The sequence below is a fragment of the Anaerosolibacter carboniphilus genome (assembly GCF_014205875.1).
GTDB classification, from domain to species: Bacteria; Bacillota; Clostridia; order Peptostreptococcales; family Thermotaleaceae; genus Anaerosolibacter; species Anaerosolibacter carboniphilus.
Window position 1 is genome coordinate 34,247 of sequence record NZ_JACHEN010000013.1, and the last position, 12,499, is coordinate 46,745.

Annotated in this window: 16 protein-coding genes; 5 read left to right on the forward strand and 11 right to left on the reverse strand. The window is 39.1% G+C overall.

The window, feature by feature from the left end; all coding sequences use genetic code 11:
- Positions 1 to 63: 63 nt before the first annotated feature.
- The 8 genes from HNQ80_RS11275 to HNQ80_RS11310 all read right to left on the reverse strand — a co-directional run bounded on the left by HNQ80_RS11275 (position 64) and on the right by HNQ80_RS11310 (position 7,229).
- Positions 64 to 1,794 (reverse strand): methyl-accepting chemotaxis protein, encoded by a 1,731-nt coding sequence (locus HNQ80_RS11275; protein WP_184310759.1) that lies wholly within the window; start codon positions 1,792 to 1,794, stop codon positions 64 to 66.
- 12 nt (positions 1,795 to 1,806) lie between these two features.
- The gene (locus HNQ80_RS11280; protein WP_184310760.1) at positions 1,807 to 2,298 is read right to left on the reverse strand and encodes a chemotaxis protein CheW; all 492 of its coding nucleotides are present in this window, start codon (positions 2,296 to 2,298) and stop codon (positions 1,807 to 1,809) included.
- A gap of 27 nt (positions 2,299 to 2,325) precedes the next feature.
- A complete protein-coding gene (locus HNQ80_RS11285; protein WP_184310761.1) occupies positions 2,326 to 2,502 on the reverse strand; it encodes a hypothetical protein in 177 nt (58 codons plus the stop codon).
- A 39-nt stretch (positions 2,503 to 2,541) separates the two neighbouring features.
- The gene (locus HNQ80_RS11290) at positions 2,542 to 4,596 is read right to left on the reverse strand and encodes a chemotaxis protein CheW (protein WP_184310762.1); all 2,055 of its coding nucleotides are present in this window, start codon (positions 4,594 to 4,596) and stop codon (positions 2,542 to 2,544) included.
- Positions 4,597 to 4,618: 22 nt separating this feature from the next.
- The gene (locus HNQ80_RS11295) at positions 4,619 to 4,981 is read right to left on the reverse strand and encodes a response regulator (RefSeq protein ID WP_184310763.1); all 363 of its coding nucleotides are present in this window, start codon (positions 4,979 to 4,981) and stop codon (positions 4,619 to 4,621) included.
- 28 nt (positions 4,982 to 5,009) lie between these two features.
- Positions 5,010 to 5,603: a TetR/AcrR family transcriptional regulator gene (locus HNQ80_RS11300; RefSeq protein ID WP_184310764.1), complete on the reverse strand. Its 594-nt coding sequence runs from the start codon at positions 5,601 to 5,603 to the stop codon at positions 5,010 to 5,012.
- Positions 5,604 to 5,791: 188 nt separating this feature from the next.
- Positions 5,792 to 6,496: an ABC transporter ATP-binding protein gene (locus HNQ80_RS11305; RefSeq protein ID WP_207726977.1), complete on the reverse strand. Its 705-nt coding sequence runs from the start codon at positions 6,494 to 6,496 to the stop codon at positions 5,792 to 5,794.
- A 31-nt stretch (positions 6,497 to 6,527) separates the two neighbouring features.
- Positions 6,528 to 7,229 (reverse strand): ABC transporter permease, encoded by a 702-nt coding sequence (locus tag HNQ80_RS11310; protein ID WP_184310766.1) that lies wholly within the window; start codon positions 7,227 to 7,229, stop codon positions 6,528 to 6,530.
- 248 nt (positions 7,230 to 7,477) lie between these two features.
- Here HNQ80_RS11310 and HNQ80_RS11315 point away from each other — a divergent pair, with 248 nt between their 5' ends.
- Positions 7,478 to 8,176 (forward strand): SIMPL domain-containing protein, encoded by a 699-nt coding sequence (locus HNQ80_RS11315; protein ID WP_184310767.1) that lies wholly within the window; start codon positions 7,478 to 7,480, stop codon positions 8,174 to 8,176.
- A 64-nt stretch (positions 8,177 to 8,240) separates the two neighbouring features.
- A complete protein-coding gene (locus HNQ80_RS11320) occupies positions 8,241 to 8,423 on the forward strand; it encodes a hypothetical protein (RefSeq protein ID WP_207726978.1) in 183 nt (60 codons plus the stop codon).
- Between the two features lie 32 nt (positions 8,424 to 8,455).
- On the opposite strand, the gene HNQ80_RS11325 is transcribed toward HNQ80_RS11320, so the two are convergent.
- Positions 8,456 to 9,046: a gamma carbonic anhydrase family protein gene (locus tag HNQ80_RS11325; RefSeq protein ID WP_243183196.1), complete on the reverse strand. Its 591-nt coding sequence runs from the start codon at positions 9,044 to 9,046 to the stop codon at positions 8,456 to 8,458.
- Positions 9,047 to 9,240: 194 nt separating this feature from the next.
- On the opposite strand from HNQ80_RS11325, the gene HNQ80_RS11330 reads away from it, so the two are divergent.
- Positions 9,241 to 9,927, forward strand: a complete 687-nt coding sequence (locus HNQ80_RS11330) for a DUF3298 and DUF4163 domain-containing protein (protein WP_184310770.1) — start codon at positions 9,241 to 9,243, stop codon at positions 9,925 to 9,927.
- Positions 9,928 to 10,000: 73 nt separating this feature from the next.
- On the opposite strand, the gene HNQ80_RS11335 is transcribed toward HNQ80_RS11330, so the two are convergent.
- Positions 10,001 to 10,696 carry a zinc metallopeptidase gene (locus tag HNQ80_RS11335; RefSeq protein ID WP_184310771.1) on the reverse strand — a complete coding sequence of 232 codons (696 nt, stop codon included), beginning with the start codon at positions 10,694 to 10,696 and terminating at the stop codon, positions 10,001 to 10,003.
- A gap of 308 nt (positions 10,697 to 11,004) precedes the next feature.
- Positions 11,005 to 11,196, reverse strand: coding sequence for a hypothetical protein (locus HNQ80_RS25910; protein ID WP_243183197.1), 192 nt, complete (start codon positions 11,194 to 11,196; stop codon positions 11,005 to 11,007).
- Here HNQ80_RS25910 and HNQ80_RS11340 point away from each other — a divergent pair.
- Both HNQ80_RS11340 and HNQ80_RS11345 read left to right on the forward strand, forming a co-directional pair.
- Positions 11,177 to 11,917, forward strand: coding sequence for an MBL fold metallo-hydrolase (locus HNQ80_RS11340; protein ID WP_279288987.1), 741 nt, complete (start codon positions 11,177 to 11,179; stop codon positions 11,915 to 11,917). The two genes, HNQ80_RS25910 and HNQ80_RS11340, sit on opposite strands and share 20 nt — an antisense overlap.
- Before the next feature lie 130 nt (positions 11,918 to 12,047).
- Positions 12,048 to 12,476, forward strand: coding sequence for a DMT family transporter (locus tag HNQ80_RS11345; RefSeq protein ID WP_184310773.1), 429 nt, complete (start codon positions 12,048 to 12,050; stop codon positions 12,474 to 12,476).
- Positions 12,477 to 12,499: the final 23 nt, after the last annotated feature.

Here is a 12,499-nt window from a genome sequence, read left to right on the forward strand (position 1 = left end):
ATGTCCGCCTACTTTTCTTTAGGATTGAAGAGGAGCTGCAGCCCCTCTCCATCCAAATTTCTACTAATATTTACCGAATTCCCTGTCACTTAGCATGATTTTAGACTTTGCACTGGTGGCAGCAGCTTCAGCTTTATCATCATCATAAGTATATGTATTGTTTCTTTTTTTCTCCGACATATGTTCCAACATTCTGAGGACTTCAGGATTCATTTCTTCCGCCCCTCTATAGGAGGAACGATTCTTTTTCTTCAGATTAAATCTGCTAACTTGGTCATTTAACATTACTGCTTGGCTAGACAGTTCCTCACTGGCTGCTGCCGTTTCCTCTGAGGTAGCAGAGTTAGCTTGTACAACCTGGGAAATCTGGGATACCCCTTGATTAATCTGGGCGATACCAGAAGCCTGTTCATTAGATGCAATTGCAATATCATTAACCAAACCAGCCACCTTGGCAATCCCCTCGACAATTTTATTCAAGGCATCTGCCGTTTCATTGGCAATCTTCGTTCCACCTTCTACCTTCTTAATAGAGCCTTCAATCATCGCTGTTGTTTCCTTCGCTGCATTGGCAGACCTTGCTGCTAGATTTCTTACTTCCTCAGCTACCACGGCAAAGCCCTTTCCATGCTGTCCAGCCCTGGCTGCCTCTACAGCCGCATTTAAGGCAAGAATATTGGTTTGGAAAGCGATCTCGTCAATCACTTTGATAATTTTAGAAATATTACTGGAAGAATCATTGATTTCATCCATAGCTTTTAGCATCTGCTTCATTTGCTCATTGCCTTTCGCTGCATTTTCTTTTGCAGTTTCTGCCAATCCATTGGCTTGTGTTGCGTTTTCAGCGTTTAATCTGGTTTGGGAAGCAATTTCTTCGATGGAAGCCGTTAGCTCTTCAATGGAGCTTGCTTGTTCTGTGGCTCCTTGAGAAAGCTCCATGCTGGATTCAGAAACCTGTTTAGAACCCGATGCTACCTGTTCTGAAGCAGTACTGATATTAGACATGACATCGTTTAAGTTATCCGTCATCACACGAAATGCATTGGCCAACATCCCTACTTCATCTTTAGAATCCACATCAACTGCTACATCCAGATTTCCATCGGCAATCTGATTGGCCACACCTACAATTTGGTTCAGTGGTTTACTAATCATGGAAGCTACCATCAATCCAAGTCCCAAGGCAAGTGCGATTCCTGCCACAATGATTGCAATCATCACCTTGGATTGATTTTGATAATCTACTGTGTTTTGCTTTGCACTTTCCTCTGCAATTTTTGTGTTGTAATCAATAAGTTTTTGCAGTTCTTCATCAACCTTTACTCGGGCTTCTGTAACACCACTCAACGCTGCCAGTGCTTCATCATATCTTCCAGCTTTGATCAACTCAAGATTTTCGTTTCGTACGTTTCGATAAAGCACTAAGGCATCCTTAACATTATTATACAGTTGACGATTTTCTCCGTCATTTTCAATGAGCGTTTCATAGTGAGTTAACAATGTATTGGTTTGCTCAACAAGCCGATTGATTTCATCTATCCTCAATTGTAATTTATTAGGATCTCTTTCATAAACAGCCAAAAGCTGATTGGCCCGTACATTTTGTAATGCGGTCTGAATGTTTGCCAAGTTCATGGAAGGTATGAAGTTGCTATAATACATATCATCTCCCCGGGTATTGATCTTGTCCATATTCGTAATGCCAATCACACCTACCGCTGCTGTAAAAATCGCCAGTACTATAAAGCAAGAAATAAGCTTTACTCTAATTTTTAAATTACTAAACCATTTCATTCTTTTTCCCCCTTATTGTATACTTTCTAAATTTTCAATGTCATCATCGTTGAGAAGCTTGTCACAGTCCAGAATCAATTTCACATCACTTCCCACTTTTCCAATGCCTTTGATGTATTTATTTCCACCCTTATGGATATCAGGGGGAGGAACAATTTCTTCATCAGATATGGATAACACTTCTGATACACTATCGATAATAAGTCCAATGGATATATCCTTAATATCTATCACAATCACGCAAGTGCGATCATTATACTCCTTAAAGGGTTTTTTAAATCGTAATCGCACATCCATCACAGGAATAATTTTTCCCCTTAGATTGATGATCCCACGAATGTATTCCGGTAGTTCTGGAATTTCTGTGATGGGTTGTACACCTATGATCTCGGTAACATATTTGATTTCAATGCCATAAAATTCATTTCCTAATGCAAATGTAAGATATTTTCCTCTCTGAGTATCTTCCTGATCCAACAGTTCCTGTACTACTACATCAGCCATAGCCTTAACTCCTTTCATATCATTTGATCACTTCAGTTTTGGCAATACCTTCACCGCTTGCTCATACACCACCATCTCATGCTTCAAGAATTTGGATATCTCAACGTCTAAAGCCTGACTAATTTTCAGCATCTGCCCTTTGTTTCTTTCGTCTAATACCATATGCAATTCCTCTCTCAGTTGCTCGAATACATCCTTCTCCATTATCTTCAATCCCTTCTATCCATCTTGAACACGATGCCACTAGTCAATTAGACCTGCTACATCCAATATTAAGCTGATACTGCCATCTCCTAAGAGAGTACACCCTGCTAATCCCCTTATTTTCTTTAGATTTTTTATATAGTTAGGTAATCCTTTCACCACTACCTGCTGTTGCCCAATTAGTTCATCAGCGAAGATACAATACGTCTTCTCTCCATCTCCTACCATTACAATGATGCCCTCTGATATATGGGTGACATCCGTTCTTACTTTATAAATCTCATGGAGCCTTAAAATTGGATAGCATTGCCCTCTTACCATCATCATCTCGTTGCCATCTGGACTTGTAATAATATCGCTCTCTTTTGCTCGAAAGGACTCTTTAATCAAAGTTGTAGGAATTGTATAATAAGATCTACCCACATTGATATTCATTCCATCAATGATTGCCAGAGTCAGAGGAATCTTTAGCGTGATGATGGTGCCCTCATTGGGTATGCTGTCTACGGATACAGCACCACCTACTGCTTCTATATTCTTTACAACCACATCCATCCCGACGCCTCTACCGCTAAACTCTGTAACACTATCCTTCGTAGAAAAACCCGGTAAAAAAATCAAACCATATATCTCTTTGTCCGTCATTTCCTGCTCAGGCTTATAAAGGATACCATTATCAATCGCCTTTTTGAGAATTTTCTCCTTATTTAATCCTTTTCCATCATCCCTGATCACAATCAATACTTCACTACCTGCATTTTTTGCTTCTAAGGTAATGATTCCTTGACGTTCTTTTCCCTTTTCTCTTCTTTCTTTTGGAAATTCAATACCATGATCAATGGCATTTCGTACCAAGTGCATCAATGGATCGGAAATATGCTCAATAATATTTTTATCAACCTCTGTCTCTTCCCCTATGATCTCCAAATCCACTTCCTTATTCAATTTCTTGCACATATCCCGAACAATTCGATGCATCTTATGAAAAGTAGTAGCCAAGGGAACCATTCGGATAGACATCACCATATCCTGTAGTTCACTAGTAATTTTTCTTAGCTGCCTGGCTGCTTTCTGAAAATTATCTAATTCCAAGCCTTTCAAATCTGGATTCTGGGTAACCATAGCTTCTGCGATCACCATTTCCCCAACCAAATCCATCAATTTGTCCAGTTTTCCTACATTTACACTGATCATACTTTGATGGGAAGAAGCTTGGAGGTCTTTTCTGCTCTCCCCTTCACTCTGCTGGTTCTGAATGACCGACCCTTGGAGGGTATTTTCCTTTTTTTCTTTTTCTAGCAACTGAAATTCATCATCTTGATCTAGTTCAATAAGTTCCAAGTCCTTTAGAAAAACCGTCTGCATAAAGAAGTCATACATCTCATCGTAGCTTCTGTCTGTCTTTAACAGAATTCTGAATCCTTCTTCTCGAATGGTTTGAATGCTATCATCGTTGTCGCTAATATCCTCTGGCGTAAAATGAAAATTCTCGGTAATCTCCTTAAGACTATGAATTACAGTATAGGCACGTATATTTTCCATTTCACACCCATCTTCAAAGCGAATTACTGCTTTATATGTATGTCTAGGAAATTGGGCCTGTATCTTATGCTGGCTTATGTAATATTGTTGCGCTGTAATTAACGGTTTTTCCTGTTCTTCTACTTCATCCTGAAGGTCATTTTTTTTCTTCAGCTTGCCAAGAAAATGATGAATGCTATCGATGAGTCCCCCAGCCTCTCCGTCCACGTCATCTCCATTCTTAATTTTTTCAAGCTCTACTTTTATAAAATCCACACTGTCCAGTACCAAATCCGATATAGCAGCGTAATCCAAATTCGATGGCCTTTCCTCTCGGATTAAAAAGAAAAGATCTTCTATGGTATGGGCTAACTCAGCAATGCTATTAAAGAGCATCATGGCCGACGAGCCCTTGATGGTATGCATAATTCTAAAGATCTCATTAATCCTATCCAATGTATATGAATTTGTTTTTTCACTGCTCAATATGGATTTTTCAAGCTGTTCAATCAGCTGTGACGTTTCAAAAACATACATTTCAATCATTGGCTCATGAAGATACGGATTGGACACTCATTTCACCTCGCCTTTTGCTTTATAAAGCTAATACTTTATTTAAAGTTTGAACAACTTGATCTTCTTTAAATGGTTTTACAACAAAAGATTTTGCTCCATTCATCACCGCATCCCTCACCATGGATTCTTGTCCCATAGCAGAAATCATTACAATCTTTGCCTTTGGGTCCAATTGCCGAATCGCTTTTAAGGCATCGATACCACCCATATCGGGCATGGTAATATCCATGGTTACAATGTCTGGCCTCAATTCTTTATACATGCTAATCGCCATATCACCATTTTCAGCCTCAGCCAAAATCTCAAACCCATTTTTCTCCAGCATTATTCTCAATGACATTCTCATAAACGCTGCATCATCAACAATCATCACTTTTGCCATTGTACATCACTCACCTTTCATAAAATTCTTATTCGTGTACAGGGAAAAATGCACTTAAAATCATCTCTAATGTTGAAAGAGTTCTTTCTTTCAATGAAAAGTTGAAATGATTCAACCTCCACTTAAGACATATGGAATTACAGAGTCCTACAATAACATCTGATAAGTTTTCAATATTTACATGGGGCAAGATTTCTCCCGCTGCTTGAGCTTCCCCTACCATCTTTACTATAAATTGATTGCGAATATCAAATATGTCTTTAATTTTCCATGCCAGTTTGGGATCGCAAGAAAACACATCATAAGCTTGCGCAATTGCAGTAATCGCTGGATAGTTTTCATAATACTCTGCATAGGCCCGCACAAAATATTTAATTGCCTCAATCGGTTTTAAGCTTTTCATAGCGATGGACTCTATAATATCCGTATCATATTGGGAATAGTGTTCTAGCACACCTAGAAGTATTTCATTTTTATTCTTAAAATGCTTAAAGATTGCTCCCTCAGAGATTTCTTGCCTCCTTGCAATTTCTCTCGTTGACAGGCCTTGAATTCCCAATTCATGGATGATCTCAACCGCAGTAAGGATAATGCTCTCTTTTCTATGCAATAAAGCTTCCATTTTTTACCTCCGTGGTAAGTAATCGCTTACTCTCAGCTAATTGAATTTTATACAATCCTTCTATCAATGTCAATATATGTTAAGTAAAGTCGAAAAATAATTTTCAATTTTCTCTAATTCAGAAAAATAAAACCAGTACTTAGATGTACTGGTTTGGCAAAACAACAGAATCATATTTAACTTTAGTATCAATAAATCATTTCACCTGAAATAAATAATTTTGTCTTTTCGTTACTTGGATTTGCAAAAACCTCTTCATTGCTCCCATACTCAACAATACTGCCATTCATCATAAAAACCGTATAATTTGCCAGCCTTTTAGCCTGAAACATATTATGCGTTACTAAAATTACCGTCGTGCCATAGTGCTCCTTTGCATGGACAATCAGCTTTTCAATTTGGGTCACATTGGCTGGATCAAGATTTGCCGTGGGTTCATCGAGAAACAACACCTTAGGTTTGAACACCATAGCCCTAGCCAAAGCAATTCGCTGGGCTTCTCCACCTGAAATTGTCTCTGCCTTCTGATAGGCAATCTCCTTTAGCCCGATCAGCTCTAAAACTTCGTTTACTCGCACCTTTACCTCATGCTCAGGCATCCCTCGAAGCTTTAACCCATAGGCAATGTTTTCGAAAACAGTTCCCTGAAACATTACAGCATTTTGAAACACCATAGCCATGGATCTTCGGTTATAATCCCCATGCTTGATGCCGCCTGAAATATCTTGATCCTCAAATAAGATTTTTCCACCATCAGGGGTCGTAAGTCCGTTCAAGATGGATAACAAAGTACTTTTGCCAGCGCCACTGGGTCCTATAATTGCAGTGACAGCACCTCTCTGAATATTAAGCTCATCAATACTCAATACTGTTTTTCCTTTAAACTGCTTCATCAAGTTGTTAATTTTGAAAATACTCTCCATATTACATCCACACCTTTCCGCGGCGGATCATATCAATTCCCGAAGTGATCAGAAGGGATAAAAATAATAATATAATACCTAGCGCAAGGGCTTCTTGAAATTCTCCCATTCCTTTATGTAGTGCAATAGCCGTTGTCATCACCCTTGTCTGAAACCGTATGTTTCCTCCCACCATCATCACCGCTCCTACTTCTGCCAACAGCCTTCCAAAAGCAACAATAATAGATGATCCAATAGAATAACGTGCCTCCCCAATCAGGGTCCATATCAGCTGAAAGCGGTTAGCTCCTAAGCTGATGGCAGTGCTTCTTAAAAGGGGATTTAATCCATGGATTGCAACAATGGTAAGCCCCATAATGATCGGTACTGCTAGCATGACCTGAGCGATGACCATAGCAGTTTGGCTGAACAATAGTCTTAAATTTCCTAGAATTCCGAATTGATTTGATAGAAGTATGTATACAATGAGACCTACCACCACTGGTGGTATACCCATTAGGGTATTGATCACGTTTACCACAATATTCTTTCCTTTGAAATCCTTCAGTGCTATGACTGCACCGATGGGAATACCTATCACTGCGCTAAGAATGACAGCTATCGTCGATATCTTCAATGAAAGAAATACGATACCATACAACTCAGGATCAAAGGATAAAAGCTTTTTTATTGCCATGACCAATGCTTCTCTAAAATATATCATAATTTTCCCCCTCAACATAATTCATTCTAAAGTATAATCAAAAAACAATCCTGGAAGGATTGTTTCAATCTTTGAAAATGATAGTACATGCCTAGTTAATATTATATAAAGCTTCCATGGGAAAGTAAATATTGTTTTAAAAATCTTCTATCTATTCTTGCAGTTTATCTTCCATCCCAATAGTCTCCAATTCATCAGTTTGCACATATGATAAATTATGCATCAATTTATATGAAAGGATGAAAACTATGCTATCTGTTCCTTTAAATTATGGCACACCGAATGTTCCTTCCCATATCTCTCAGATGTTCCGTCAGTTTCCTTATCAACTTAAAGTAGTTGGTACTGCAGATGTCCAAGTAACTCCTGATATGGCATCTGTCTCCCTTGGCGTATCTACCGAAAATCAAGAGCTTAAACTGGCACAAGAGCAAAATACCCAAATAGTAAACAGGGTAATCCAAGGACTGATAGGGGCAGGTATTCCACAGAAGGATATTCAAACCCAATCTTATACCATCGATCCCCAATATGACTATGTGGAAGGACGCCAAATATTTAGGAATTATCGTGTTGTACACATGCTCTTAGTCACCATTCGAAACATAGATCGGATCGGTACGGTCATCGATGGAGCTGTAGCCAACGGCGCCAATATCATTAACAATATTGTTTTCTCAACCGCTGATCCATCAAGATACTATAAACAGGCACTTACGCTGGCAATCAACGATGCCATCAATAAAGCTAGCGTCATCGGACAAAGCATCAGAGCAATTGTATCTAAGATGCCTGTTCATGTTGTGGAAGAATCCAGCCAACCTATCCCATTCGAAGATAGACAGCTGCTTAAAGCAGCGGAAGGAATCACACCTATTCAACCTGGTCAAATCAATATTTCAGCAAGAGTCGTCGCTACTTTTACCTATAGACCGCTACCTCATTGATCTCTAATGTCTTATATATCCTTTATGGAGGAGCTGATTTCCCATGCATCACCCTTATATATCTATGTCTCAAAGTGAGTTTAGCCATCTGATCGAAAGATCCAAGAATGGTGCAGTAATTTTATCAGAAACAGAACAAATATTAGCCCAGATAGAGCTCCATATAGCCTTCTACCCCTATTCGTTTGACTATTATCCGATTGCAGAGGTTTTAAGACAAAGAGTAAAAAAACATGCAGCGATATAAAAGCCGCTGCATGTTTTTTATACGTTTATATTCTAAACAATTTTCTCTCCTTGATAACGCTCGCCACCTGCATTTGGAATGATGCCATAGCGTTCTGTCCATAGGGTTTTATACTTTAATGCTTGGGCATGAATCGTATCCAAACTTTCTATTGTCTTTATTACTTTTCCTGGCATGCCCACAACCAGTGAATTTGGAGGAATTACTTGATTCTCTCTTACCAAAGCACCAGCCGCAACAATGCTCCCCTTTCCAATCACAGCACCATTCAGCACAATGGCTCCCATTCCGATCAAACAATGATCTTCTATAGTACAACCATGGATGATGGCATTGTGGCCTATGGTTACATAATCACCAATAATGGTAGGATGTTCGTCGGCCACATGAACAACACTATTGTCTTGAACATTGGTATAATTCCCAATCTCAATACGATTCACATCGCCCCTTACCACCGTATTAAACCAAACACTGCTGAATTCTTTCATCGTCACCGATCCAATCACCTGGGCACCATCGGCTATAAAGCTTTTCGTATCTAAATGAGGATAAACACCTTCAAATTCTTTTATCATATCGATTTTATCTCCCTTCGTTTTGTAAATCTGTTGTCTGATCATATTCTGCTACAATCTAAGAATGCCTATTTACCCATCACGACATAGTAAGAACTTATACATGCTCTGCTACATAATATTGTTATAGATAGAAAATTCCTATATATACGGTATTAAAAAACTAAAAAAGGGGGAGTTCCATGTTCCGATCTTGCCAATATCATTGTCATGGTTATCCTTTGTGCATGGCTTATCATATGGCTGAAACAAATTCTGACCTATATCGCAGTGATATTCCTGAAAATCCTGTAACATTCAAGACAAAAACAATTAAAAGCGACACCACTGCTATCACTTTAGATTTAAAAATCCCAGTTGCGCAAGGTTTATCCAATCCTCAGATTCAAAGTAATATCAACAAACAAGTTGAAGATGATATTCTAGAATTCAAAAAAGGAATGGAAGAGGCAGCGAAAGACAATGCCGCCGAAGCCAAGAAAAAAGGGAAAGCTGTTATTCCATATATCGCCTCAAATATTTATTCAGTTACCTACAACAAGGCTTCTATCCTTAGCATAAATATCCTATATTACGAACGCATTCAAGGAAAGCATTCATATATTAAAGTACCCTATAATTACAGCCTCCTAACAGGAAAATCTCTTTCCATTGAAGATTTGTTCCGAGAAGGATCCAACTATAAAGAAGTCATCAACCAGCAGATCAAACAGCAGCTCCAGGCAAACAGAGATAAATATTTTGCTGGCACCCCAGAGCAGTTTAAGGGCATTGCTGAAGATCAACCGTTTTATCTTGAAAATGGTCATGTGGTCATCTTTTTTGGTTTCCACCAAATTGCGCCCACAGAATCTCAATTACCCGTATTTAAAATCCCCTTTTCTTCCCTTTCTTCTATACTCAAACCTATATTTTTGAGAGGGTAGTCTATGGTTTTAAAAGACAAAAGCGTCCAGATCTATTTCCTAGACGCTTTTCCTTTTACCATATGAAGATTTCCTAATCATCTCGCCTTCCCAAGAATCCAGAAATCATCAGTAGTCTTAAGAGTTGCATTACAGCCATAGCTGTAGCCGCCACATAGGTTAAGGCGGCAGCATTTAAGACCTTCTTAATAGGTTTTTCTTCCTCGACAGTAACATATGCACCATCTGCCAACATTGCTAATGCTCTGCTGCTGGCATTGTATTCAACAGGCAGTGTGATTACCTGAAATGCTACGGCAAACATGAAAACGAATATTCCTATGGAGGCCAACGATTGAGAACCCAGGATTAAACCTAGGAATAAAAGAGGTAATGCAGCTTGAGAACCAATGCTCGCCAAAGGAAAGATCATATTTCTCAAGCTCAACATGGCATAGCCTTCGTTATGTTGCACTGCATGCCCTACTTCATGGGCAGCAATTCCTAATGCTGCAAGGGATGTTCCGTGATAAATATCCCTGGAAAGTCTAAGCACCTTTTGTCTCGGATCATAATGATCTGTCATATGACCTGAAACCATCTCAATGCGTACATCTCCTATCCGTTGATCTCGCAGGAGTCTACTGGCCAATTCAGCACCAGTTATACCATATCGTGAGCTGTATCTTGAATATTTGCTATAAGCTGCTTGCACCCTGCCTTGAGCTATCATGGCCAATATGATGGCTGGGATTAGCAATATAAATGTTGGATCAAAAAAAGGTATCATATTTTTTTCCTCCTATCATTTTATTTAAATTTATTGTTTAGCATTTTTATTTATAGTGTATACCTATTATCACCTCCTTAGTAATAAAAGACCTTTAACATAATTCTACCAAGAATGGTGGAATTATGTTAAAGGTCTTACATCTTCTAGAAACAAAGGACAAAGCCAGACAGCCCAAGCTATCGATTGTTGACTTTATCTCCCTGAACGGGTAGTTACTCCCCTTTAACACTCACATATGATATTTGAATAATACTATATCACAGTTCTCAAAAAAATACAATATTTTTTCACTCTACAAAGATATCTCAGTTCCTAAAAAGCAGAATATCCCCTTGGTGAATCACACATAATAACATCGTTAACCTCAAAAAATAGAAAGGAGCTTCTGCTATGGTAGAAAACCAAGTACATGAAAAGGTAGATGCCAGCGGTTCAGGTTTATTGCTAGCACCAGATGTATGGACCATGACACTTTTGATGGTCAATCTCTGCTTCATTGGTAATCCCCATGACCGTTTCAATAAATGGGTCCTAGTTGATGCAGGTATGGTCGATTCCATGGAACGTATCCTAGAAGCTTCTGCAGAGCGTTTTGGATCAGCTTCAACGCCCCAGGCTATTATTCTAACCCATGGCCATTTTGACCACGTTGGGGCCGTAAAAGAACTTGCAGTACATTGGGATGTTCCTGTTTATGCTCATGCATTTGAGTTGCCCTACTTGACAGGTCAATCGGATTATCCACCTCCAGATCCCAGTGTTGGCGGCGGACTGATGGCACGAATCTCATCCATCTACCCTCGAAAAGCTATAGATTTAGGAAATCGGGTGAAGCCACTGCCTTCTGACGGCACTATTCCCTTTATGACTGACTGGCGTTGGATCCATACCCCCGGTCATACACCTGGTCATGTTTCCCTTTTCAGAGATCAGGACGGTGTTTTGATCGCAGGAGATGCTTTTACCACCGTAAAACAGGAATCGGCGTGGGCAGTGTTAACCCAGGAAAAAGAGGTTCACGGGCCTCCTGCTTATTTCACCACGGATTGGAAAGAAGCTTGGCGGTCTGTAGAAAAACTGAGAGCACTCCATCCAAAGATAGTTATTACTGGTCATGGCCAGCCTATGTATGGTAAAAATTTATCAGAACAATTGGATGCCTTGGCTAAAGATTTTGATGAACTTGCGATCCCTGATCATGGACGCTATGTCCACTAGATTAACAAAGCATCCTTCTTATACCTAAAACTTCAGCATATAGGAAGGATGTTCTTTTGTGTAATAAATTTTTCTATTCTTTTACTAGTGTTTTGCATATATATTAAAAGAGTAGAAAGGGGATCATTCCATGGGCAAAATCATTCCTATTCTCTTTGCCATTCTGGCAGGGTTCTTTACAACCATCGAAGCGACCATCAACGTGAAACTGGGGCGGATTGTTTCACCCAAAATCGCTACACTTCACAACCTAATCACAGGCTTGCTAGTTATTTTAGTCGCAAATCTGCTGAAAGGAACTATCCATGAGTACAAAAAGATTATCCATGTAGAACCTCTATGGCTCATTGGCGGAATATTTGGCACGCTGATTGTCTATATGGGTATTAAGGCAATTCCAAAACTTGGAGTAGCTAATACCCTTACCATTATTGTCGCTTCTCAGATTGTTAGTGGTTTGATCGTAGATGCGTTTATTTTAAAACAACAATGTCTCTATCTCTGTAAACTATTCGGAATTCTTTTTCTGCTATTAGGTACATACCTAATTGTAAAGTAACTCTCTAGCCCTATATAAAGTAT

Bases quoted from the DNA above. Each gene is read 5' to 3' on its own strand.
- HNQ80_RS11300 (WP_184310764.1), bottom strand. From the start codon at position 5,603: ATGGAAGCTTTATTGCATAGAAAAGAGAGCATTATCCTTACTGCGGTT.
- HNQ80_RS11320 (WP_207726978.1), top strand. From the start codon at position 8,241: ATGTCTCAAAGTGAGTTTAGCCATCTGATCGAAAGATCCAAGAATGGT.
- HNQ80_RS11280 (WP_184310760.1), bottom strand. From the start codon at position 2,298: ATGGCTGATGTAGTAGTACAGGAACTGTTGGATCAGGAAGATACTCAG.
- HNQ80_RS11345 (WP_184310773.1), top strand. From the start codon at position 12,048: ATGGGCAAAATCATTCCTATTCTCTTTGCCATTCTGGCAGGGTTCTTT.
- HNQ80_RS11340 (WP_279288987.1), top strand. From the start codon at position 11,177: ATGGTCAATCTCTGCTTCATTGGTAATCCCCATGACCGTTTCAATAAA.
- HNQ80_RS11325 (WP_243183196.1), bottom strand. From the start codon at position 9,046: ATGATCAGACAACAGATTTACAAAACGAAGGGAGATAAAATCGATATG.
- HNQ80_RS11330 (WP_184310770.1), top strand. From the start codon at position 9,241: ATGGCTGAAACAAATTCTGACCTATATCGCAGTGATATTCCTGAAAAT.
- HNQ80_RS25910 (WP_243183197.1), bottom strand. From the start codon at position 11,196: ATGAAGCAGAGATTGACCATCAAAAGTGTCATGGTCCATACATCTGGT.
- HNQ80_RS11315 (WP_184310767.1), top strand. From the start codon at position 7,478: ATGCTATCTGTTCCTTTAAATTATGGCACACCGAATGTTCCTTCCCAT.
- HNQ80_RS11305 (WP_207726977.1), bottom strand. From the start codon at position 6,496: ATGAAGCAGTTTAAAGGAAAAACAGTATTGAGTATTGATGAGCTTAAT.
- HNQ80_RS11335 (WP_184310771.1), bottom strand. From the start codon at position 10,696: ATGATACCTTTTTTTGATCCAACATTTATATTGCTAATCCCAGCCATC.
- HNQ80_RS11310 (WP_184310766.1), bottom strand. From the start codon at position 7,229: ATGATATATTTTAGAGAAGCATTGGTCATGGCAATAAAAAAGCTTTTA.
- HNQ80_RS11275 (WP_184310759.1), bottom strand. From the start codon at position 1,794: ATGAAATGGTTTAGTAATTTAAAAATTAGAGTAAAGCTTATTTCTTGC.
- HNQ80_RS11285 (WP_184310761.1), bottom strand. From the start codon at position 2,502: ATGGAGAAGGATGTATTCGAGCAACTGAGAGAGGAATTGCATATGGTA.
- HNQ80_RS11295 (WP_184310763.1), bottom strand. From the start codon at position 4,981: ATGGCAAAAGTGATGATTGTTGATGATGCAGCGTTTATGAGAATGTCA.